This window comes from Pseudomonas sp. FW306-02-D09B, assembly GCF_058782685.1.
Window position 1 is genome coordinate 51706 of record NZ_JBYSXY010000010.1, and the last position, 22595, is coordinate 74300.

18 protein-coding genes are annotated in these 22595 nt (G+C 61.4%); 16 read left to right on the forward strand and 2 right to left on the reverse strand.

Going from position 1 to position 22595, the window contains the following annotated elements:
- Positions 1–45: 45 nt before the first annotated feature.
- Genes AC3WK5_RS17520 through AC3WK5_RS17540 form a run of 5 tightly spaced genes read left to right on the forward strand, consistent with a single transcriptional unit; the run spans position 46 to position 11246 of the window.
- Positions 46–7335, forward strand: coding sequence for an Ig-like domain-containing protein (locus AC3WK5_RS17520; RefSeq protein WP_103322135.1), 7290 nt, complete (start codon positions 46–48; stop codon positions 7333–7335).
- Between the two features lie 42 nt (positions 7336–7377).
- Positions 7378–8892: a TolC family protein gene (locus AC3WK5_RS17525; protein ID WP_054595013.1), complete on the forward strand. Its 1515-nt coding sequence runs from the start codon at positions 7378–7380 to the stop codon at positions 8890–8892.
- Positions 8876–9481, forward strand: coding sequence for an adenylyl-sulfate kinase (gene cysC, locus AC3WK5_RS17530; RefSeq protein ID WP_103319487.1), 606 nt, complete (start codon positions 8876–8878; stop codon positions 9479–9481). Before AC3WK5_RS17525 ends, cysC begins: the two co-directional genes overlap by 17 nt.
- Positions 9478–10269 (forward strand): aspartyl/asparaginyl beta-hydroxylase domain-containing protein, encoded by a 792-nt coding sequence (locus AC3WK5_RS17535; protein WP_103319496.1) that lies wholly within the window; start codon positions 9478–9480, stop codon positions 10267–10269. The genes cysC and AC3WK5_RS17535 overlap by 4 nt, the downstream gene beginning before the upstream one ends.
- Positions 10257–11246, forward strand: coding sequence for a sulfotransferase family protein (locus AC3WK5_RS17540; protein ID WP_103319485.1), 990 nt, complete (start codon positions 10257–10259; stop codon positions 11244–11246). Before AC3WK5_RS17535 ends, AC3WK5_RS17540 begins: the two co-directional genes overlap by 13 nt.
- 116 nt (positions 11247–11362) lie before the next feature.
- On the opposite strand, the gene AC3WK5_RS17545 is transcribed toward AC3WK5_RS17540, so the two are convergent.
- Both AC3WK5_RS17545 and AC3WK5_RS17550 read right to left on the reverse strand, forming a co-directional pair.
- Positions 11363–12121, reverse strand: coding sequence for a slipin family protein (locus AC3WK5_RS17545; RefSeq protein WP_054595016.1), 759 nt, complete (start codon positions 12119–12121; stop codon positions 11363–11365).
- 2 nt (positions 12122–12123) lie between these two features.
- Complete coding sequence (locus tag AC3WK5_RS17550; RefSeq protein ID WP_054595017.1) at positions 12124–12660, reverse strand: NfeD family protein; 537 nt, start codon at positions 12658–12660, stop codon at positions 12124–12126.
- A gap of 214 nt (positions 12661–12874) precedes the next feature.
- Between AC3WK5_RS17550 and AC3WK5_RS17555 the strand changes: the two genes are divergently transcribed.
- From AC3WK5_RS17555 to AC3WK5_RS17605, 11 genes are all read left to right on the forward strand, one after another.
- A complete protein-coding gene (locus AC3WK5_RS17555; protein WP_054595018.1) occupies positions 12875–13336 on the forward strand; it encodes an aminoacyl-tRNA deacylase in 462 nt (153 codons plus the stop codon).
- Positions 13337–13485: 149 nt separating this feature from the next.
- Positions 13486–13731, forward strand: coding sequence for a DUF2789 domain-containing protein (locus AC3WK5_RS17560; RefSeq protein ID WP_019691148.1), 246 nt, complete (start codon positions 13486–13488; stop codon positions 13729–13731).
- Positions 13732–13856: 125 nt separating this feature from the next.
- The gene (locus tag AC3WK5_RS17565; protein ID WP_103319493.1) at positions 13857–14102 is read left to right on the forward strand and encodes a type II toxin-antitoxin system Phd/YefM family antitoxin; all 246 of its coding nucleotides are present in this window, start codon (positions 13857–13859) and stop codon (positions 14100–14102) included.
- Positions 14103–14314: 212 nt separating this feature from the next.
- Entirely contained in the window at positions 14315–14485 is a 171-nt protein-coding gene (locus AC3WK5_RS17570) for a hypothetical protein (RefSeq protein WP_158248927.1), read from the forward strand.
- 380 nt (positions 14486–14865) lie between these two features.
- Positions 14866–15297 (forward strand): MarR family winged helix-turn-helix transcriptional regulator, encoded by a 432-nt coding sequence (locus AC3WK5_RS17575; RefSeq protein ID WP_054598214.1) that lies wholly within the window; start codon positions 14866–14868, stop codon positions 15295–15297.
- On the forward strand, positions 15294–17372 hold the full coding sequence (locus AC3WK5_RS17580; protein WP_103319482.1) for an FUSC family protein: 2079 nt from the start codon (positions 15294–15296) through the stop codon (positions 17370–17372). The genes AC3WK5_RS17575 and AC3WK5_RS17580 overlap by 4 nt, the downstream gene beginning before the upstream one ends.
- Positions 17369–17578: a DUF1656 domain-containing protein gene (locus tag AC3WK5_RS17585; protein WP_017478036.1), complete on the forward strand. Its 210-nt coding sequence runs from the start codon at positions 17369–17371 to the stop codon at positions 17576–17578. The genes AC3WK5_RS17580 and AC3WK5_RS17585 overlap by 4 nt, the downstream gene beginning before the upstream one ends.
- Entirely contained in the window at positions 17575–18465 is an 891-nt protein-coding gene (locus tag AC3WK5_RS17590; RefSeq protein ID WP_103319480.1) for an efflux RND transporter periplasmic adaptor subunit, read from the forward strand. The genes AC3WK5_RS17585 and AC3WK5_RS17590 overlap by 4 nt, the downstream gene beginning before the upstream one ends.
- A complete protein-coding gene (locus AC3WK5_RS17595; RefSeq protein WP_103319478.1) occupies positions 18462–19910 on the forward strand; it encodes an efflux transporter outer membrane subunit in 1449 nt (482 codons plus the stop codon). The genes AC3WK5_RS17590 and AC3WK5_RS17595 overlap by 4 nt, the downstream gene beginning before the upstream one ends.
- Before the next feature lie 83 nt (positions 19911–19993).
- Positions 19994–20629 carry an NADH:ubiquinone oxidoreductase subunit N gene (locus AC3WK5_RS17600; RefSeq protein ID WP_103319476.1) on the forward strand — a complete coding sequence of 212 codons (636 nt, stop codon included), beginning with the start codon at positions 19994–19996 and terminating at the stop codon, positions 20627–20629.
- A 314-nt stretch (positions 20630–20943) separates the two neighbouring features.
- The gene (locus tag AC3WK5_RS17605; RefSeq protein WP_103319474.1) at positions 20944–22455 is read left to right on the forward strand and encodes a YdgA family protein; all 1512 of its coding nucleotides are present in this window, start codon (positions 20944–20946) and stop codon (positions 22453–22455) included.
- Positions 22456–22595 lie beyond the last annotated feature (140 nt).

Below are 22595 nucleotides of genomic sequence, written 5' to 3' on the forward strand. Positions count from 1 at the left end.
TTTTTTATTTGCGCGGTAATAAAAGTTCGAGTCCGGGTGAGCAGCATGTGGTGGAGCAAAGGCAAGTCGCAGGTCACGGAGGGCGTACGCGTCCTGGCATCGCCAATGATCATGTCCCTGGAACCGCGAATGCTGTTCGACGGCGCAGTGGCGGCCACGGTTGCCGATACCGCCGCCCAAGCTGACAGCCACGCCACGGCGGACGCTGCCAAGGCACCGGTTGCCGACCACCCGGTGGCCAGCAAGGACACCCACGGCCAGGCCGACAACACGTCAGCGGCCACGCCCGCGCCCGCTGCAACGCCCACCGCCGTGCCCGGTCAGAGCGTGGTGTTCGTCGATTCGCGCATCAAGGACGCCGATAGCCTGCTCAAAGGCGTGGCGCCCGGCACCCAGGTGGTCCAGCTCGACGCAACCAAGGACGGCTTGCAACAGATCGCCGATTATCTGGATACCCACCACGGCGTGAGTACCGTGGAAATCATCGCCCACGGCAATAGCGGCGACTTGTGGCTGGGCGACACTTACCTGTCGGCCGATAACGTGGCGGCTCGCAGCGCGGTGCTGGCGCGCATCGGCAATGACATGAACGTCGGCGGCGACATTCTGATCTACGCCTGCAACACCGCCGCAGGTGACAAGGGCATCAGCTTTGTCGACTCGCTGGCGCAACTGACCGGGCGCGATATCGCCGCGTCGAACAACCGTACCGGCGTGAGCGGTGACTGGGATCTGGAAATCGCCACCGGAACCATCGAGAGCCATAACGTGCTGTCGGCCCAGTCCATGGCTGCGTATCAGTACAGCCTGGCGACCCTGACGGTCACCAACAACGGTGACAGTGGGGTCGGCTCATTGCGTCAGGCGCTGAGCGATGCCACGGGGGGGGACACGGTGACGTTCAGCACCACCATGACGGTCAATCTGAATTCGCAACTGACCATCACCAAGAACGTCACGCTGGAAGGTGACCTGAACCACGACGGCATTGCCGATGTGACCCTCAACGGTCAGTACAAGACCCGGGTGGTTCAGGTCGCTTCCGGGGTCACTGCGACCTTCGACGGGCTGATCATCAAGCAAGGCCTGGTGACCGGCAATGGTGCTGCCGCCGGTACGGACGGCACGGCGTCCATGGGCGGCGGTATTTTCAACTCCGGCAACCTGACTCTCAAGAATGTCACCGTGACCAGCAACGCCGCTTCGGGCGGCGGTGGCGGTGGCGGGGTCACCTCACCTTACGTCGGTGGCGCGGTCGGTGGTGGTGGCGGCGGTGGCGGTGCGTTGGGCGGGCAAAGCGGCGGTCATGGTGGCACCTCCGGTTTCGGCACGGGTGTGTACGGCGGTACGAGTGGTAGTGCCAACACGGGCGGTAACGGTGGCGGCTACAACCCCAACTACATGGGCGGTCGCGGCGGTAGCAGCAGCGGTGGCGCGGGCGGCGTAGGGGCTGCCAACTACAGCAACGGTGGCGCGGGCGGTACGGCGAACAATGGCACGATTTCCATCGGCGGTGGCGGTGGCGGCTCCGGTTGGGACAAGCCCGGCAGGGCCGGTGCATCGGCTGCCGGTGGTATTTACAACGCCAGTAGCGGCACCCTGACGGTTATTGGCACTTCGGTGATTTCCGGCAATATCGCCGCCGGTGGTGGCGGTGGCGGCGGTGGTGGCCTGGGCGGTTCCGCCGACTCCGGTGGTGCGGCCGGTAAAGGCGTCGGTGCGATCTGGAACAAAGGTACGGTACTGATGACCGCCGCCAACTTCGCGGCGCTGTCCGGTAACGTCGGTGGCAGTGGCTCCGGCGGTCCGGCGCTGGGCGGCGGTAGTACCGGTGCCAGCGTGGCGGCCGTGAACAATATCTTCAACGACGGCGGCACCGTGAACACCGCCTATGCACCGGCACCGAGCGCTACCATCGTGGTGGCGAACAGCGCCCTGCACATCGGCCAGACTTCGCTGGTGACCATTACCTTCACTGAGGCGGTGACCGGTTTCACCAACGCCGACCTGACGATTGCCAACGGCACGCTGAGCGCGGTGAGCAGCAGCGATGGCGGGGTGACCTGGACGGCGACTCTCACCCCGACCAACGCCATTACTGACACCACTAACCTGATCACCCTGGATAACACCGGGGTCCAGAGTGTGTCGATGGGCACAGCCGGGGTTGGCACCAGCACGTCCAACAATTACACCATCGACACCGTACGGCCGACGGCGACCATCGTGTTCACCGATACCGCACTGAAAATCGGCGACACCTCACTGGTCACCTTCACGTTCTCTGAAGCGGTGAGCGGTTTCACCAACGCCGACCTGACGATTGCCAACGGCACGCTGACGGCGGTCAGCAGCAGTGATGGCGGCATCACCTGGACCGGGACCTTCACCCCGACCGCGAGCATCACCGACACCACCAACCTGATCACGCTGGATAACACCGGAATCGCCGACCTGGCGGGTAATGCGGGCACAGGTACGACAGATTCCAATAACTATGCCATCGACACCGTGCGCCCGACCGCGACCATCGTGGTCGCCGACAGCACCCTCACGGTCGGTGAAACATCGTTGGTGACCATCACCTTCTCCGAAGCCGTGAGCGGCTTCACCAACGCCGACCTGAACATCGCCAATGGCACGTTGAGCTCGGTGAGCAGCAGCGACGGCGGGATCACCTGGACCGCGACTTTCACCCCGACCGACGGGGTATCCGATGCCACCAACCTGATCACCCTGACGAACGCTGGTGTCAGTGACCTGGCGGGCAACGCGGGCAGCGGCACCACCGATTCGGGCAACTACGTGGTCAACACCGCACACCCGACCGCGACTATTGTGGTCGCGGACAACGTTTTGGCAATCGGTGAAACCTCGCTGGTGACCATCACCTTCAGCGAGGCGGTGACTGGTTTCACCAACGCTGACCTGACCATTGCCAACGGCACGCTGACCGCAGTCAGCAGCAGCGATGGCGGCATCACCTGGACCGCGACCTTTACCCCGACCAACGCCATTACTGACGCCACCAACCTGATTACCCTGGACAACACCGGTGTACAAAACACGGTGGGCAATATTGGCCTGGGTACGTCCAGTTCCAACAACTACGCGATCGACACAGTGCGGCCAACGGCGACCATTGTGGTCGCGGACAACGCCCTGAAAATCGGTGACACCTCGCTGGTGACCATCACCTTCAGTGAAGCGGTGACCGGCTTTACCAACGCCGACCTGACGATTACCAACGGTACACTGACCGCCGTCAGCAGCAGTGATGGCGGCATCACCTGGACCGCGACCTTTACGCCGAGCGCCAGCACTACCGACGCCACTAACCTGATTACCCTGGACAACACCGGGATCGCCGATCTGGCCGGCAACGCCGGCAGCGGGACCACCGACTCCAACAACTACGCCATCGACACTGTGCGGCCAACGGCGACCATCGTGGTGACGGACACCGCGCTGGGGATCGGCCAAACTTCGTTGGTGACCATCACCTTCAGTGAAGCGGTGACCGGTTTCACCAACGCCGACCTGACGATCCCCAACGGTACGCTGACCGCGGTCAGCAGCAGCGATGGCGGTATCACCTGGACCGCGACGTTTACCCCGACCGCGGGCATCAACGACACCACCAACCTGATCACTCTGGCCAACGCTGGTGTGGCTGATCTGGCCGGCAACGCGGGCAGCGGCACCACCAATTCCGGCAACTTCACCATTGATACCGTGCGTCCGACGGCGACCATCATCGTTGCCGACAACGCGCTGAAGATTGGCGACACCTCACTGGTGACCATCACCTTCAGCGAGGCGGTGACTGGATTCACCAACGCTGACCTGACCATTACCAACGGCACGCTGACCGCCGTGAGCAGCAGCGATGGTGGTATCACCTGGACGGCGACCTTTACCCCGAACGCCAGCACCACCGACGCGACCAACCTGATCAGTCTGGACAACACCGGGATCGCCGATCTGGCCGGTAATGCGGGTAGCGGCACCACCGACTCGAACAACTACGCTATCGACACCCAACGTCCGACGGCAACCATCGTGGTGACAGACACCGCGCTGGGAATCGGTCAAACCTCGTTGGTGACCATCACCTTCTCCGAAGCGGTGACCGGTTTTACCAACGCCGACCTGACAATCGACAACGGTACGCTGAGCGCGGTGAGCAGCAGCGATGGCGGCGTGACCTGGACCGCCACCCTGACGCCGGTGAACGGCGTCACCCACAGCGGCAACGTGATCACCCTGGACAACACCGGGATTGCCGACCTGGCCGGCAACGCCGGTACCGCGACCACCGATTCCAATACTTACGCTATCGACAGCCAGCGCCCGACCGCCACCATCGTGCTGGCCGACTCGACGCTGGCCGCCGGTGAAACCTCGCTGGTGACCATCACCTTCAGCGAGGCGGTGACCGGTTTCACCAACGCCGACCTGACAATTCCCAACGGTACGCTGAGCGCGGTCAGCAGCAGTGATGGCGGTATCACCTGGACCGCCACCTTCACTCCGAATGCGGGCATCTACGACACGACCAACCTAATCAGCCTGGCCAACGCCGGCGTGGCTGACCTGGCCGGCAACGCGGGCAGCGGCACCACCAGCTCCGCCAACTTCACCATTGATACCGTGCGTCCGACGGCGACCATTATTGTTGCCGACAACGCGCTGAAGATTGGCGACACCTCACTGGTGACCATCACCTTTTCCGAGGCGGTGACCGGCTTCACCAACGCCGACCTGACGATTACCAACGGCACGCTGACCGCCGTCAGCAGCAGCGATGGCGGCATCACCTGGACGGCGACCTTCACTCCGACCAGCGCCATTACCGACGCCACCAACCTCATCACCCTGGACAATACCGGCGTGCAGAACGGTTCCGGCAACGTCGGGACGGGCACCACCGATTCGAACAACTACGCCATCGACACCCAGCGTCCGACGGCGACCATCGTGGTGACGGACACCGCGCTGGGGATCGGCCAGACTTCGTTGGTGACCATCACCTTCAGTGAAGCGGTGACCGGTTTTACCAACGCCGACCTGACGATCGACAACGGTACGCTGAGTGCAGTGAGCAGCAGCGATGGCGGCGTAACCTGGACCGCCACACTGACGCCAGTGAATGGTATTACCCATAGCGGCAACGTGATCACCCTGGACAACACCGGGATTGCCGACCTGGCCGGTAATGCCGGTACCGCGACCACCGATTCCAATACTTACACGATCGACAGCCAGCGCCCGACCGCGACCATTGTGATCGCCTCGCCAACGCTGGCAGCCGGGCAGACGTCGCTGGTGACCATCACCTTTTCCGAGGCCGTGACCGGTTTCGACAACAGTGACCTGAGCGTGCCCAACGGCACCCTGACCAGCGTCAGCAGCAGCGATGGCGGCATCACCTGGACGGCCACCTTCACCCCGACTGCGGGCATAAAAGACACGACCAACCTGATCACCCTGGCCAACACCGGCGTCGCCGACCTGGCCGGTAACGCCGGTAGCGGCACCACCGACTCCGCCAACTTCACCATCGACACCGTGCGTCCGACGGCGACCATCGTGGTGGCCGACAACGCCTTGAAAATCGGTGACGCCTCGCTGGTGACCATCACCTTCAGCGAGGCGGTGACCGGCTTCACCAACGCCGACCTGACCATCGCCAACGGTACGTTGAGCGCGGTCAGTTCAAGCGATGGCGGTATTACCTGGACAGCGAGCTTCACCCCGGCCGCGAATATCACCGACACCACCAACCTGATCACCCTGGACAATACGGGGGTGCAGAACGTCTCTGGCAACGTTGGGGTGGGCACCACCGACTCGAACAACTACGCCATCGACACGCAACGTCCAACGGCAAGCATTGTGGTGACCAATCCGCTGCTGGGCATTGGCCAGACCTCACAGGTGACCATCACTTTCAGTGAGGCGGTCAGTGGTTTCGATCTGTCCGACCTCAGCGTGGCCAATGGCACTCTGTCCAATTTGCTGAGCAGCGACGGCGGCAAGACCTGGACGGCGACCCTGACGCCGACCGCGAATATCAACGATGCCACCAACCAGATCGTGCTCGACACCGCCAATGTGCAGGACAGCGCCGGTAATGCGGGCAGTACCGTAACGCTGTCCAACAACTACGTGCTCGATGCCGACCGGCCCACCGGGACCATCGTCGTCGCCAAACCGCTGCTGGGCATCGGTCAGACCTCGGGGGTGACCATCACCTTCAGCGAAGCGGTAAGCGGTTTTGACCTGTCCGATCTGAGCGTGACCAACGGCACGTTGTCCAACCTGGCCAGCAGTGACGGCGGCAAGACCTGGACCGCGACGTTCACGCCGACGGCGAACGTGACGGACCCCAGCAACCTGATTGTGCTCGACAACAGCAATGTCAACGACGCCGCAGGTAATGCCGGGACGGGGCTGGCCATCTCCAACAACTACGCTCTGGACAGTGATCGCCCGACCGCGACCATCGTCGTCGCCAACCCGAACCTGGGCGTTGGCCAGACCTCGCAGGTGACCTTCAGCTTCAGCGAGGCGGTGAAGCATTTCGATTTGTCCGACATCAGCGTGGCCAATGGCACCCTCACCAACCTGAGCAGCAGCAACGGCGGCAAGACCTGGACCGCCACCCTGACCCCGGCGGCCAACATCAACGATGCGACCAATTTCATCGGGCTGGACAGCAGCAACGTGACCGACCGCGCCGGGAACGCGGGCACTGGGGTCGCGATCTCCAACAATTTCACAGTCAACACGGTGCCGGCCGTCGTGGTCTTGGTCAGCGACCCGACACCGCCGCAAAGCACTCCGAACATACCGTTGCAGCCGATTGTCTTTGCACCGCCGACCGGCAATCTCGGCTCACCGCTGACTTTTGCGCCGTTGTTCGAACAGCGGGTATTGGGCGATGGCATCCGCCCACTGGGGGATATTTTCATCAATCGTGGCGCACTGAGCCCCAGCTATATCGCTCAGGTGTTCACTAGCAGCGACAGCGGCGGGAATGGCTCCGCTCACGGCTTCCTGGGTTTTGGCGGGGGTGATGGCGGGGTGTTTGGCAGCAGCACGCTGTCGAGTCTGTTCAGTCATGAGTCGGGCAATGGTGACAGTTCGTTCAATGCGTTCGGCGACAAGTCGATCCAGCACGGCGGCGATGCCGCTCAAGGCCTGCACGGTGTATATGGCGCACTGACCTTGGGCGAGCAACTTCAACAACTTGAAAACGCCGAGAAGCAGCAGATCCAGGCGTTGGCTGCAGCGTTGCAACAGGTTGGCATCAGCGAAATGCAGGCCTGACTAAAAACCTAAAATTGTGCGGTACCTAGGGGCGGTCCAAGGATGAAGAAAAGTCAGAAACTATTCGGCGCCAGCCTGCTGGCGCTTGCAATCAGCGGATGTGCGGTAACCAGTGAGCCGATTGAACGCAGTGTCAGCGAGCAGCGCGCCAGAAGCGATTTGGCGAGCATGTACAAGGATCAGGAGCCCCTTAGCGGCCCACTGACGCTGCATCAAGCCATGGCCCGCGCAGTGAAATACAACCTCGAAGGCCGGTTGAAAATCATGGAAGAGGCGTTGGCCAAGCGCCAACTCGACCTCGCCAGCTTCGACATGCTGCCGCGCATGGCCCTGGACGCCGGTTACGTGGGGCGAAACAACACCAGCGCCTCCAGCAGCCAGAGCGTGCGCACCGGCACCCAGTCCCTGGAGCCTTCGACCTCACAGGACCGCGACCGCAGAGTTGCCGACCTGACCATGGTCTGGAACGTCCTCGACTTCGGCGTCAGCTACATCAACGCCAAGCAGCAGGGCGATCAACGGCTGATCGTTCAGGAACGTCGGCGCAAGGTCATCAATACCATCGTTCAGGACGTGCGCTCGGCGTATTGGCGGGCGGTGGCCGCTGAACGCCTGCTCAAGCAGATCGATAGCCTGATGGCGCGGGTCGATGCCGCGCGCGACAACAGCCAGAGCATGAGCGAGCAGCGTATCGGCGACCCGGTGCAGGCCTTGGGTTACCAACGTTCGCTGATCGAAGCCACGCGCCAGCTCGAAGAACAGCGGCGGGCACTGTCGCTGGCGAAAACCGAACTGGCGACCCTGATCAACCTGCCGATGGGCACCGAGTTGACGTTGGCGACGCCGGAGGATTACCCGATTCCGGAACTCAAGGTCGGCATGGCCAGCCTTGAGCAGGAAGCCCTGGCCAGCCGCCCGGAACTGCGCGAGCAGGATTATCAGACGCGCATCAGCACCGCTGAAACCCGCAAAGCCATGCTACGGCTGCTGCCGGGGCTGGAACTTTCGGCGGGCGGGCACTACGACAGCAACTCGTTTCTGGTCAACGACAAGTGGGCCGACTACGGGGTGAAAATCACCTGGAACCTGTTCAACGTGATTTCCGCTCCGGCGGCCATCGACGTGGCCAAGGCCGGTGAAGAAGTGGCCAAGGCACGCCGTCAGGCAATGTCGATCGCGGTGCTGGCGCAGCTCTACGTGGCCAACGCCAACTACCGCGAAGCGCTGCGCCAGTTCGAGACCAACCAGCAGCTGTCGAATATCGACGGGCAGATCCTTGGCCAGTTGCGTAATCGTCATCAGGCCGCGGGCATCGGCGAACTGGAGCTGATCCAGGGCGAACTGAACACCCTGCAAGCCGACCTGCGCCGCGACCTGTCGTACGCGGATTTGCGCAACGCTTACGGGCAGATCTTCGCCAGCGCCGGGCTCGACCCACTGCCGGATCAGGTGCAGTCGACCCAAGTGCAGTCGATCGCCACGGAACTGGCCAGCCGCGAGGATGCGTGGGCCGCCGGCAACATCACGGTGCCGACAGCCCATGTCCAAAGCAAGTAATCTGCTGGCGCCCACGGCCAGCATCAGCCGGGCGCAACGCGAAGAGCGCCATGGCCATCGCGGAGCGGCGATCCTGCTGACCGGTTTACCGGCGGCAGGCAAGTCGACCCTGGCCCAGGCACTGCACGCCGCGTTGTTCGAACGCGGCCTGCACAGCCTGGTGCTCGATGGCGATGGACTGCGGGTCGGGCTCAATCGCGACCTCGGGTTTGCCGACAAGGATCGTCAGGAAAATATCCGCCGCGCCAGCGAGGTCGCAGCGTTGCTGGTGGAGAATGGGCAAATCGTTATTTTGGCGATGATTGCGCCGTTGGTTGAACTGCGAGAAATCTTCGCCCGGCGTTTGGGTGAGGACTACCGCGAAGTCTGGTGCAGTGCTGCGCTCAACGTTTGCGAGCAGCGTGATCCGAAAGGTCATTACGCCCGTGCGCGCAGCGGTGAACTGCCGGGCTTTACCGGTATCTCCGCACCTTACGAGCCACCCGCGTCGGCGGCGTTGGTGCTCGACACCGGCGTGCTGTCGGTGGACGCCTGCCTCGATCGCTTACTGACCTGGCTCGGCGAATGCGCGGTGCTACCGCACCGATGACTCGACCGGCGTTTTCCCGCCTGCCGGTGACGGTGCCTCTGCCGTTACTGTTGCAGGCATTGGCGCAAATCAAGGACAGCGACTGGCATAGCCATTTCAACAGCCACTATTTCAGTGGCGACTGGAGCGGGGTGGCGCTGATCAGCGCGGCTGATGCGCTGACGGAGCTATCCCCTGGCCATGGAAAACCGGTGTTGCGAGCGCCGTGGCTGCTCGATGGTCGATGGCAGCGTGCATTGCAGGAATTACCGTTGGACATCGTCTCGGCAAGATTGCTGAAGCTGGGGCCCGGCAGTCGGATTCACGAGCACCGCGACTATGATCTTGAGGAGCCAGAGGCCGATCTGCGGCTGCATATTCCATTACTCAGCCCACCGAATGTCGACTTTCTGCTCGACGGTTTACGGATGCCGATGGAGGCCGGCGAATGCTGGTTTCTCGACCTGTCGCGGCCTCACAGCGTCGACAATCGCGATAGCCGCGAGCGGGTGCATCTGGTGATCGATTGCAGACCCGACCCTTGGTTGGAACAGGCGATTGTCGAGGGCGTTTCAACCACGCCGGCGCCTGGCGTCGGTCATGCAGCGCAAGCGCTGGCACAGTTTCGACGGCTGCTGGAAAACGATCCGCAGCTCTGCAAGACCTTGCAGGGCGTGACCGACAGCGAAGCCTTTATCGCCACCACCCTGAAGCTGGCTGCCGAGCGCGGCCTGGCGTTCTCCCGTGAAGAGTTGCGTGCTGCGATGCGCAATGGCCGTCGCCAATGGAATGAACAATGCAGCGCCTGAACCTCGACGGCTGGTTGCCGATTCGCGTCTGGCAGCAGGCCGGGGAGTGGCGGGTCGATTGGTGCTGGTTTGGTGATCAGCCGTTGCGACAGCCGTTTTTCCGCGATGCGGTGGAGGAGGCGCTGCGCCTGCCATTCAACCAGGCTTTCCGCCGTCAAACGCCGCTGAGTGTGCTGAGTGATTGGCAGACGATCAGCCCGGGGCTGGTGCCGAGTGCGTTCATTTTTCATGCCTCGCGCTGTGGCTCGACGCTGATCAGCCAGATGCTGGCGCAACTCGACAACCACATCGTCATTTCCGAACCACCACCTCTGGATGCCTTGCTACGCAGCGAACTTCTGCCTGCAGAACGCAACGCGGCGATTCGCGGTTTGCTCTCGGCCTATGGCCAGCCGCGCCGAGGTGTGGAACAACGCTTGGTGATCAAGCTGGACGCCTGGAACATCGGTGAGCTGAAGCGGTTGCGTGAGTGCTTTGCTGAAACGCCCTGGCTGTTTGTCTATCGCGATCCGCTGGAAATCGCCGTGTCCCACCTGCGTCGTCCGGGCCTGCACATGGTGCCGGGGCTGATCGGCGCCAGTGCATTGGACGATGGGGCAGTATTCGATGGGCGAGAGGATTTCATCGCGCGGCGCTTGGGCAAACTGCTGCAATTAGGCGTTGAACATTGCCACGAATTTGCCGGACTGGCGGTCAACTATCGTGAGTTGCCGGGCGCCATGGAGGGCCGTTTGGCGGCGTTTTTTGCGTTGAATGCCGAGCAGCGGACCTGCGTGTTCAGCGCCGTGAGTCAGCACGCCAAACAACCGGCCGAAACGTTTGTGGCCGACAGCGAAGGCAAACAACAAGAGGCTTCGGCGCAGCTCAGAGAACGCGTTGAGTGTTGGGCGCACGGGCATTACGAAGCATTGGAGCAATGGCGAACCGCTTCTTGTGGCGAGGGAGCTTGCTCCCGCTGGGCCGCGGAGCGGCCCTAAACTGGCAACGAACGGTATTTTGTCAGGCGCACCGCATTGGCTGAATAACGACAGCTTCGCCCGAACGCGGATCGGCCGACGGGAGCAAGCTCCCTCGCCACAGGTGAATCAACAGCTCAGCTCTTCGACGATAATTCCGCCATGCCCTTGAGCAATTCGATCGGCAGCGGAAAGACGATGGTCGAACTCTTGTCGCCGGCAATCAAACTCAGGGTCTGCATGTAACGCAACTGCATGGCGCCGGGCTGGCGACCGAGCATTTCGGCGGCTTGCATGAGCTTTTCCGAGGCCTGCAATTCACCTTCGGCGTGGATCACTTTCGCCCGCCGCTCACGTTCGGCTTCGGCCTGTTTGGCGATCGCGCGGATCATCGATTCGTTGAGGTCGACGTGCTTGATCTCGACGTTGGCGACCTTGATCCCCCAGGCATCCGTCTGGGCGTCCAGCACTTGCTGGATGTCGAAATTCAAGCGCTCGCGTTCGGCCAGCAATTCGTCCAGTTCATGTTTACCGAGCACCGCCCGCAAGGTGGTTTGCGCGAGTTGGCTGGTGGCCATAAGGAAGTCTTCGACCTGGATGATCGCTTTCTGCGAGTCGAGCACACGGAAGTACAACACGGCGTTGACCTTCACCGAGACGTTGTCGCGGGTGATCACGTCTTGCGGCGGTACGTCGAGCACCACGGTCCGCAGATCGACCCGAACCATTTGCTGCACCACCGGAATCAACAGGATCAGCCCCGGGCCCTTGACCTGCCAGAAGCGTCCGAGCTGGAACACCACGCCGCGCTCGTATTCGCGCAGGATGCGGAAGGTCGATCCTGCCAGTGCAATCATCAGCACCAGCAGCGCGGCAAAACCCAGTTGCAGACCCATGATCATTCTCCTTGCGGCGCCGCGTCAGCCGCGGCCACTTCCAGCAGCGTTCCCTTGCGTGCCACCACTCGCACCCGTTGCCCGGAATGCAAGGGTGTCTTGCAGTGCACCTGCCAGCGTTCACCTTGCAAATGCACCCAGCCCTTGTGCGTGTTGTGACCCTGCAACGCGGTCACCTGCGTGACGCTGCCGAGCAGCCCGGCATCGCCACTGACAATGTGGCGCGGTCGGGTTTTCAGCGCGTGGAACAGCAGGGCGATCAACAGCAGGGCGCTGATCAGTCCAAGACCGATGATCAGTGGCGCAGGGACATCGGCGTTGCTCACCATCACCGCGCCGATCACAAACATCGTGATGCCGCCCAGCCCGACCACACCGTAATTGGGCAGCACCACCTCCGCCACGAGCAGCGCGATACCCACCATCATCAGCCAGACGCCAAGCGGGTTGGGGACGACCACCACAACCGTGTCTGTCGCGAAAGCCGATCCGCTCAAACCCAACAACAGCGCAACCACATACCACCAGCGAGTGTTCACTTGACCCTCCAGGAGAGTCATCCGTCCGCGAGCCACACGGTGGCCCTGCTTATAGTCTAGTTGAGCCTTTGGCTGGATGATTCTTGATCATTTTTTGCGAGTTTCCAGTGGGCAGATTTATCACCGGGTACCGGCAGCAGGCCTAGACTTTAGAGGAGACGCCAACCTGTCTAATCATCGTCCGTCCGCCTTGCGACGGACACCGAGGTGCATCATGCGTATGGCAAGAACCGTGCAGCGCAGCCTGGAAGAGGCGCACTGCGAATTCGACGTAGTCTCTCACCCACATTCGGCCAGCAGCCTGGAAACCGCCCGGGTCGCGGGCATTCCTGCTGAGCGCGTGGCGAAATCGGTGATCCTCGACGACCACCACGGCCACTACCTGATGGCCGTGTTGCCAGCCAGCCGACATCTGGACCTGACCAAAGTGCGTGGCAGCGGTGAATGGCAAGTCACCCGCGAAAGCACCCTGGCCCACCTGTTCAACGACTGTGAACGCGGCGCCGTTCCGGCCCTGGGCGAATCCTATGGCCTGGACATGGTCATCGACCCGATGCTGACCCGCCAGAAAGAGATCTACGTCGAAGCCGGCAACCACAACAACCTCGTGCACTTGAGCATGGACCAGTACCTGAAAATGGTGCCTCATGCCGAGGTATGCGAGTTGAGTCAGTAGCCATTACATTATTGGCGGTGAAAGCACCGCCGCCATCGCGGGCAAGCCGCGCTCCCACAGGAACCGCCGTGTGTGGGAGCGTGGCTTGCCCGCGATGGACTGCGCAGCAGTCCCCAACTTTCCCCCAAACAACTCAGGAGCCAACCCCCATGGAATCACCTACCCACAGCCTCCCCAACCTGTTCAAACAACTCGGCCTGCCTGACGACGCCGAAAGCATCGACAAATTCATCGCCACTCACTCACCGCTCAAACCCGAACTGCACCTGGCCGACGCGTTTTTCTGGACCAAGAGCCAGGCGGACTTCCTGCGCGAGGACATCCTCGACGATTCCGATTGGGCGGAGGTGGTGGATCAACTGGATGTGCTGCTGAGGAAGGGGCGGGGGGTGTAAAAAAGCTGAGAGAAAAGGGCGAAATGTAAAAAAATCTGAGGGAAAACGGCGCTTGTCAGTTTTTTCTGGGGTTGTTTAACAGGGAGCGATAGACCAGATTAACGGTCTGAATAGAGGTCTTGATGATGCAACGTGTTCTGGCCGACAAGGCTGTCAGCGTTTCCGAATTGAAGAAAAACCCGTCTGCCGTACTCAGCGGTGCAAACGGTGGGTCGGTTGCCGTGCTCTATCGCAACCGGGTGATGGGCTACATGGTGCCCACCGAGGAGTTCGAGTCCATGGTGGAACGTTTGGACGATCTTGAGCTTACCGAGCTGGTTCGGGCTCGAATCCACGAAACCCCGGTCCCGGTAACGTTGGATGATCTTTAAACTCGTTTCGATGGGGCTGTCGACAAGCATGAGCTCAATGCCCGTGTACGAACGGGCTAAAAAACGCTAGGAAAAGTCCGTAGCGGTTTTGCTCGGTTGCTAACACCGAAACACTTCCTATAGTTCGACACGTCGCCGCACATCGGCGACAGGATATGGCGATCCTAATTCTACGTAGAGGCTGTTCCTAAACTATCTACGAGATATTCCCTATGCACCCATATCGTCCGCTTAGTACCAACCCAACCCCCGGCTGCGTTCTGGCCTACAACATCCTCGCACCGACCCATTTTCTCCACGAAACTGCCTGTAGCCGAATCCGCATCGGCACCGATCTGCTGGAAACCCTCACCTCGATCACCCTTCGCGATCTCAACGACTAAGACTTCTATCGCCTGATCTATGCCGCGTATGTGTCATTGCGCGATGGGCTGGATCTTATGGAAGAGCTGCAACACCCTTAAGCCCCCCCCCATTCGAGGTGAACACCAAACCTGTGGCGAGGGGGCTTGCCCCCGTTGGGGCGCGTAGCGGCCCTGATAAGCGATCACCATATTTCTTCAGCCATATACGACGGGCGCCGCCATTGCGACTGCTCCGCAGTCGAGCGGGGGCAAGCCCCCTCGCCACAGGTGTTGTGTTTTGCCCGCTAGGCTAATTTGTTTCAAAACTTGACGGAATTTCCCCTCCAATGCGATATTGATAGTTAGCAAACTAACAGTGTGCGAATTCTCCTGTGTCCCAGACCCTCGACGCCCTTCAGATGAACATCAGCAGTGCCATGGTGGTGGCCGCGCGGCATTGGCGGAAAATCTGCCAGACCACGCTGGTCAACTACGGCATTTCCGAAGCCTGCGCGGTCCCGTTGTTGATGATCGGGCGGCTGGGCGAGGGTGTGCGGCAGGTGACGGTGGCGCAGGCGGCGGGGATGGAGAGTCCGTCGCTGGTGCGTTTGCTCGACCAGTTGTGCCAGTCCGGGTATGTCTGCCGCACTGAAGATCCCCTTGATCGTCGCGCCAAGTGCCTGAGCCTGACCGATGCTGGCCGTGAGTTGGTGCAAGCGGTGGAAGCCGAGTTGGTGCGCTTGCGCCGTGTGGTGCTTGAAGGCATTGATCCAGCGGATCTTGAAGCCGCGCTGCGGGTGATTCGCGCGTTCGAGACGGCAGAGCAGCAGTTACCGGTGACCCCCTCGTGAACGGATTTTTTAGCGGCATACCGCCGGCCCGCGACTGGTTTTACGGCGTGCGTACCTTCGCCGCGTCGATGATCGCGCTGTACATCGCCATGCTCATGCAAATGCCGCGTCCGTATTGGGCGATGGCCACGGTGTACATCGTTTCCAGCCCGTTCGTCGGGCCGACCAGTTCCAAGGCCCTGTACCGCGCCATCGGCACCTTGACCGGGGCAGCAGCGGCGTTGCTGTTTGTGCCGATGTTCGTCCAGAGCCCGTATGTGCTGGTGCTGGTCATCGCGCTGTGGACCGGCACCCTGTTGTTTCTGTCGATGCATCTGCGCACCGCCAATAACTACGCGCTGATGCTCGCCGGTTACACCTTGCCGCTGATTTCCCTGCCAGTGGTGGATAACCCGTTGGCGATATGGGATGTGGCAGAGGCGCGGACTGAAGAGATCTTCCTCGGCATCGTCTGCGCAGCGGTGGTTGGCAGTCTGTTCTGGCCCCGACGGTTGGCGCCGGTGTTCGATGGTGCGGTGAGCAAGTGGTTCAGCGACGCGGTGACCTACAGCCAGCGCTTCCTGACCCGCAACGTGCAACCCGACGAAGTCAGCACCTTGCGCGCCTCGATGGTGGCCACGTTCAACTCCCTGGAATTGATGATCGGCCAGTTGCCCCACGAAGGTGCGCGGCCGCAAACCGTGCGCAACATCAAAGAACTGCGCGGGCGGATGATTCACCTGCTGCCGGTGGTGGATGCGCTGGACGATGCGCTGTATGCCTTGCAGCGGCGCACGCCCGAGCTTGTGGACAAGTTCGCGCCGCTGCTGGCCGCGACCATTGAATGGCTCGACCGCACAGACGCTTCGGTCGAGCACTGGCAAGCCCTGCGCGCTCAACTTGAAGCCCTGCAACCGAGTGCCGAAGCGCTGGATGATCGCAAGCAACTGCTGTTTTCCAACGCGCTGTATCGCCTCGGTGAATGGATCGATTTGTGGCAGGACCTACGCAGCCTGCAAGAGGCGATTCGCTGCGAAAGCCAGGACAACTGGCGTGCGGTCTACCGTCATTGGCGGCTGGGCCGGCTGACACCGTTTCTCGACCGTGGGCTGATGCTCTATTCGGCGGCGTCGACGGTGCTGGCGATCATCGTCGCCTCGGTGCTGTGGATTCTGCTCGGCTGGACCGATGGCGGCAGCGCGGTGATTCTGGCGGCGGTGGCGTGTAGCTTTTTCGCCGCGATGGACGACCCGGCACCGCAGATTTACCGGTTCTTTTTCTGGACCGCGATGTCGGTGCTGTTCGCCAGCCTCTACCTGTTTTTGATCCTGCCGAACCTGCATGACTTTCCGATGCTGGTGCTGGCGTTTGCCGTGCCGTTTATCTGCGTCGGCACCCTGACCGTACAGCCGCGTTTCTACCTCGGCATGCTGCTGACCATCGTCAACACCTCGTCGTTTATCAGCATCCAGGGCGCCTACGACGCGGACTTTTTGAGCTTCGCCAACTCCAACCTCGCCGGGCCCATGGGCTTGTTGTTTGCCTTTATCTGGACTCTCGTAGCGCGGCCCTTCGGTTCGGAGCTGGCGGCCAAGCGCCTGACCCGTTTCAGCTGGCGCGACATCGTCGGCATGACCGAGCCGGCGAACCTCGCTGAACACCGTCACTTGGGTGTGCAGATGCTCGATCGGCTGATGCAGCATTTGCCGCGCCTGGCGATGACCGGTCAGGACACCGGCGTGGCGTTGCGCGAAGTGCGCGTGGCGCTGAACCTGCTGGACTTGCTGGCGTACGCGCCACGGGTGCAAGGGGGACCGAACGTCTTGCTGCGGCAGGTGGTGGCCGAGGTCGGCGAGTACTTCAAGGCCTGTCTCAAGGCTGGCGAACGCTTGCCAGCGCCAGCGCCGTTGCTGATGACCCTGGATCGCACCCGGCGCGCACTCAATGGCCAAGGCCTGCAGGGTGACGGCGAAACCCGCCTGCACCTGCTGCATGCCCTCGCCGGTCTGCGTCTGGCGCTGTTGCCGGGCGTGGAGTTCATCGGTAACGAGATCGATGAACCGTTTCCCCAAGGTATCGATGGAGCGCCTTTATGATCGGTGATCTGGACATCAGCGGGGTGTTCCTGCCCACGTTGCTGGTGCTGATGGGTATTACGTATGTGCTGTACCTGGTGGTGCACGGGTTGCTGACACGCCTGCACTTTTATCGTCTGGTCTGGCACCGGGCATTGTTCAACGTTGGTCTTTACGCCTTGCTGCTCGGCGCCGTGGACTCACTCAGTCGATACCTGATGACATGAAAAAACCTATTTTGACCCTTGGCCGTGTGGTGTTGACCCTGTTGGTGGTGACCTTTGCGGTCGTCGTGGTCTGGCGCATGGTGATGTATTACATGTTCGCTCCGTGGACCCGCGACGGGCACATTCGCGCGGATATCGTGCAGATCGCCCCGGACGTTTCCGGGTTGATCCAGCAAGTGGAAGTGCGTGATAACCAACCGGTGAAGCGCGGCCAGGTGCTGTTCAGCATCGACCAGGACCGTTTCAAACTGGCGCTGCGCCAGGCCAAGGCCACGGTCGCCGACCGTCAGGAAACCCTGGCCCAGGCGCAACGTGAAGCCAAGCGCAACCGTGGCCTGGGCAATCTGGTGCCGGGCGAGCAACTGGAAGAAAGCCAGTCCCGCGTGGCTCGCGCCGAAGTGGCGTTGTCCGAGGCCCAGGTGTCGGTGGACAGTGCCCAGCTCAACCTCGACCGCTCGGTAATCCGCAGCCCGGTGGACGGTTACGTCAACGACCGCGCACCGCGTACTCAGGAGTTCGTCACCGCCGGGCGTCCGGTGTTGTCGGTGGTGGACAGCAATTCCTTCCACATCGACGGCTATTTCGAAGAAACCAAACTCGACGGCATTCATGTCGGCCAAGGTGTCGATATCCGCGTGATCGGCGACCGTGCGCGATTGCGCGGGCATGTCGAAAGCATCGTCGCCGGTATCGAAGACCGTGATCGCAGCAGCGGTTCGAACCTGCTGCCCAACGTTAACCCGGCGTTCAGCTGGGTGCGGTTGGCTCAGCGGATTCCGGTGCGGATTGCCTTCGATGACGTGCCGGCAGATTTCCGCATGATTGCCGGGCGTACCGCGACCGTATCGATCATCGGCGACAAGCCTGAGCAGGAGCCGGAGCAATGAAAGCGGCCGCCTGTTTAGCGACGGCCGGTCTCGGCTTGCTGCTGTCGGCCTGTCAGGTGGTGGGCCCGGATTACCATTTGCCCATCGATGCGGCGGTGCACCGCGAGGACTTTCAGGGCGATCTGACTGCGCACGGAAAAAACGTGGTCTCGGCGCCGGTGCCGGGCGACTGGTGGCGGCTGTACCAGGACCCGCGTCTGGATGAGTTGGTGCGCCAGGCCATGGCCACCAATACCGATTTGCGAGTGGCGGCAGCCAACCTGTCGCGCGCTCGTGCCCGGGTCGAACAAGCCGAGTCGGCGGGCGGCTGGAGCGGTGGCGTGAAGGTCGGCGCCCAGCGTTTGCAGGAATCCGGCGAGGCGTTCTTACTGCCGGAAAAGATCCCGGTGACCAATGTCGGTGATATCGGCATCACCACGTCCTATCAGTTCGATCTGTTTGGCACCTTGCAGCGCGGCATCGAAGCGGCGAAAGCCAGCGCTGACGCAACGCAAGCGGCAGCCGATACGGCGCGAATTACCTTGGTCGCCGATGTGGTGCGTGCGTATACCCAGGTCTGCGCGGCCAACGAAGAGCGTGAAATCGCCGAGCACTCACTGGATCTGCAAGGCCAGAGCACCGCGCTGATTCAACGCCTGCGCGATGCTGGGCGCGGCGACGAAACCCAGGTCACCCGTTCGCAAACCCAGTTCAAATCCTTGCGCGCCGATATGCCGCGCTATGAGGCCGCCCGTCAGGCCGGGCTGTTCCGTTTGTCGATGCTGTTGGCCAAACCGGTGGATCAATTACCCGCCGGGACCAGCAGTTGTCACGAGCTGCCAAAGATTGCGCAATTGTTGCCGGTCGGTGACGGCGCCACGCTGCTTAAACGGCGGCCGGATGTGCGCCAGGCCGAACGTCAGCTGGCGGCCGCGACGGCGGACATCGGGGTTGCTACCGGTGCGCTTTACCCGGACATCAGCATTGGGGCGACCGTCGGTACCGTGGGTATTCTCGATCACCTTGGCCAACCGCAAACCAATCGCTGGGGGTTCGGCCCGTTGCTGACCTGGACAGTGCCATCCAACGGCTCCCGGGCACGGGTGCGTGAGGCTGAGGCGGCGACCCAAGGCGCGCTGGCGCACTTTGACGGGGTGGTGTTGAACGCGATCCGCGAAACCCAGACCGGTCTGGCGCAGTATTCCGCGCTATTGCAGCGCCGCGATGCCTTGGTCGATGCCGAGCAATCGGCGCAACAGGCGGCGGACCAGACGCACCGCTTCTTCCAGGCCGGTCGGGCGTCATTCCTCGCCGATTTGCAGGCGACCCGCACCTACACCGATGTGCGTGCGCAGGTGGCAGCCGCCAATACCCAGGTTGCCATGAGCCAGATCGATTTGTTCCTGGCGCTGGGCGGCGGTTGGGAAAGCGGACGAACGCAAGGTTCACAGCCAACGAAACCCTGAGGCCGTTGCTATGCTTTTAGATGTCGGGTCTGCACAGGCGGGTCCGGCAGTCAAAGCTCGCATTGGTCATGGGGATTCCAATAATGAAAAACCCTTATGCTCCCGGCTTCTGGTGCGCAATTGTCGCGCTGGTGCTGCTCTCGGCTACGTATTTTTATGGCGTGATGCTGACGCACCAGATTGATAAGGCTTTGATCTTTCTCGACAGTGCCAGTGCGCTGATCGGGGTGATGTCGATCGCAGTCGCCGCCTGGGCTTTGCTGCAAACCCGGCGGATCAAGAAAAAACAACTCGAGCAAGGCAAGACCCTGGTGCTGATCTGGGACACCAAGGTGGCGTTGCGCCGGGTTGAAACGGTATTCGACCGGTATTTCTGGGGCAGTTACTGGCAACCGGGACGTACTTTTCAGGAAGTCATGGGCGAACTCACCGGCACCCCGCTGGAAAAAAGCCTCGAAGCGCTCAAAACCCAATGCCTGGCCCTCGACAAACAGGTCACCGGTGAACGCTGGCACTGGCTGAACAATGCCCGCGAACTGTCTGACGTGGCCAACGCCATGGCCCGCGAACGCTATCAACTGGATTTTTGCGACCCGCGCTCGGACTCACCGAATGGCGCGGTGATCAATCGGGATTTCGAAGTGCTGGTCTATACGTGGACCGCACGGCTGAAAAGCTTTGATCATCAGCTGGATGAGATTGAAGTGCAGTATTCCTAATGCGATGTTGACAGGACTGCCGTCTTCGCGAGCAAGCCCGCTCCCACAGTTGACCGCGTTCTTATCCCGCGACTCGGTCCAATGTGGGAGCGGGCTTGCTCGCGAAGGCGATCGAATGAACAACGAAAATTCCGCCCCCTGCGAGTGGTCCACAGCCCCCGCGCTCCATCGACACTCTTTCACCTTTAATCATTGGGCCGCTCCACGGCACAAATGCTAATCTCATCGCACTTTTAGCGGAGTCGAGCCGCAACCCGTCGAGGGTTCAGGGAAGACGACCACATTTTCAACAACGGACATTGATCGGGTCATTCATGAATAAATCAGCAGGCGTGCTTCTGGGAATCGTCGTTGCCATCGGTGCAATCAGCGCCGGCGGCGCCTGGTACACCGGTACGAAACTGGAAGGGGTGCTGCAAACCTCGATTGCCGACGCCAACAAAGAGCTGCAAACGGCGATGGTCGGCTCCAAAGGCACCGCGACCCTGGAACTGGTGTCGCTGGATCGCCAGTTGTTCAGCAGCACCGCGCACTACCGCCTCAAGGGCCAGGGCGAAATGTTCGGCGAGAACTCTGAAGGCGTAGAGCTGCTGTTCGTTGACCACATCGAACACGGCCCGCTGCCATTCTCGCGCCTGGTGTCGCTGAAATGGCTGCCGGTCATGGCCACCAGTCACTACTCGCTGGAAAAGACTCCGACCACCGAGAAGTGGTTCGCCGCCACCAAGGATGCGTCTCCACTCAAGGGTGTGGTCAACATCGGCTATGACCGTGCTACCAGCGGCAACCTTGAACTGCTGCCCGTCGAAACGGCACTGGACGACAAGTCCACGTTGAAGTTTTCCGGTCTGAACATCGACGTGTCGGCCAGCGCCCAGGCACAGAAGGTCAAGGCTGACGGTTACATGGACAGCCTCACGCTGACCAGCGTTGCCGAAGATCAGTCCCCGGTGAAAGTCGAATTGAATGGCCTGACCCTGGCCAGCAACCTCAGCAAAAGCAGCTATGGCTACTACCTGGGGGAAAACGTCGTCGAGCTGACCAGCACCAAGACGACCTTTGGCGACAAACAGTCGGTGATGACCTTCAAGAACACTGAAATGAAGAGTTCCACCACCGAGTCCGGGACCAACGCAGCCGGTCGTGCCGATTACAAGATTGGCGAAATCGCCCTGAACGACAAGGCCCTCGGCTCGGCGCAAATGGCCTGGAGCATGAAAAACCTCGATATTCCGTCGACGCTGTCGCTGGTACAGATCTACCAGAACAAACTGCAGCCGTACGAAGCGGCCGCCGCGGCTGCTGCCGCTGCGGGTGAACCGGCGCCCGAACTGAAGCTGACCGACGCCGAACAAGCACAGGTCAAGGCGGGTCTGGAGACGTTGCTGGCCGCCCAGCCACAAGTCGCGCTGGAGAACTTTTCGTTCTCCACCCCGAACGGTGAAAGCCGTGCCAGCCTGGTGATTGACCTGACCAAGCCGACATCGCTGGACCTGCCACCCGACCAGTTGGGCAAGCAATTGATTGCCCTGCTGGACTTCAATCTGAAGATCTCCAAGCCGATGATCACCGATCTGGTGACAGTGCAGGCGCAGATGGAAGGCCAGACCGACGTCAAAGCCGTTGCCGATCAAGCCGCTGCGACCAGTGACATGGTCAGCAGCATGGCTGTCGGTACGCAACTGGCGACGCTGGACGGCAACAACATCGTTTCCAAACTGCACTACGCCAATAATCAGGTGGACTTCAACGGCCAGAAGATGACCGTCGAACAGTTCGTCGGTTTCGTGATGAGCAAGCTCGGTACCACTGGCGCACCCCAGTAAACGACCCACCGCTTGACTTAAGCGAACGCTCTAAACCGCAGGTTACAAGCTAGCGCCCGGCCCTCCGAATTTGTGGATTGGCTGGGCGTTTTGCTGTCTGGTGCCCGCAAATCAAGGCTGTAGGGCGCACGGGGGGCAAG

What these genes read in the sequence shown, in the direction of transcription:
- AC3WK5_RS17595 (WP_103319478.1), top strand. Translation starts at nt 18,462, where the DNA reads ATGAAAGCGGCCGCCTGTTTAGCGACGGCCGGTCTCGGCTTGCTGCTG.
- AC3WK5_RS17520 (WP_103322135.1), top strand. Translation starts at nt 46, where the DNA reads ATGTGGTGGAGCAAAGGCAAGTCGCAGGTCACGGAGGGCGTACGCGTC.
- AC3WK5_RS17605 (WP_103319474.1), top strand. Translation starts at nt 20,944, where the DNA reads ATGAATAAATCAGCAGGCGTGCTTCTGGGAATCGTCGTTGCCATCGGT.
- AC3WK5_RS17575 (WP_054598214.1), top strand. Translation starts at nt 14,866, where the DNA reads ATGAACATCAGCAGTGCCATGGTGGTGGCCGCGCGGCATTGGCGGAAA.
- cysC (WP_103319487.1), top strand. Translation starts at nt 8,876, where the DNA reads ATGTCCAAAGCAAGTAATCTGCTGGCGCCCACGGCCAGCATCAGCCGG.
- AC3WK5_RS17565 (WP_103319493.1), top strand. Translation starts at nt 13,857, where the DNA reads ATGCAACGTGTTCTGGCCGACAAGGCTGTCAGCGTTTCCGAATTGAAG.
- AC3WK5_RS17535 (WP_103319496.1), top strand. Translation starts at nt 9,478, where the DNA reads ATGACTCGACCGGCGTTTTCCCGCCTGCCGGTGACGGTGCCTCTGCCG.
- AC3WK5_RS17540 (WP_103319485.1), top strand. Translation starts at nt 10,257, where the DNA reads ATGCAGCGCCTGAACCTCGACGGCTGGTTGCCGATTCGCGTCTGGCAG.
- AC3WK5_RS17525 (WP_054595013.1), top strand. Translation starts at nt 7,378, where the DNA reads ATGAAGAAAAGTCAGAAACTATTCGGCGCCAGCCTGCTGGCGCTTGCA.
- AC3WK5_RS17545 (WP_054595016.1), bottom strand. Translation starts at nt 12,121, where the DNA reads ATGGGTCTGCAACTGGGTTTTGCCGCGCTGCTGGTGCTGATGATTGCA.
- AC3WK5_RS17570 (WP_158248927.1), top strand. Translation starts at nt 14,315, where the DNA reads ATGCACCCATATCGTCCGCTTAGTACCAACCCAACCCCCGGCTGCGTT.
- AC3WK5_RS17590 (WP_103319480.1), top strand. Translation starts at nt 17,575, where the DNA reads ATGAAAAAACCTATTTTGACCCTTGGCCGTGTGGTGTTGACCCTGTTG.
- AC3WK5_RS17585 (WP_017478036.1), top strand. Translation starts at nt 17,369, where the DNA reads ATGATCGGTGATCTGGACATCAGCGGGGTGTTCCTGCCCACGTTGCTG.
- AC3WK5_RS17560 (WP_019691148.1), top strand. Translation starts at nt 13,486, where the DNA reads ATGGAATCACCTACCCACAGCCTCCCCAACCTGTTCAAACAACTCGGC.
- AC3WK5_RS17555 (WP_054595018.1), top strand. Translation starts at nt 12,875, where the DNA reads ATGCGTATGGCAAGAACCGTGCAGCGCAGCCTGGAAGAGGCGCACTGC.
- AC3WK5_RS17600 (WP_103319476.1), top strand. Translation starts at nt 19,994, where the DNA reads ATGAAAAACCCTTATGCTCCCGGCTTCTGGTGCGCAATTGTCGCGCTG.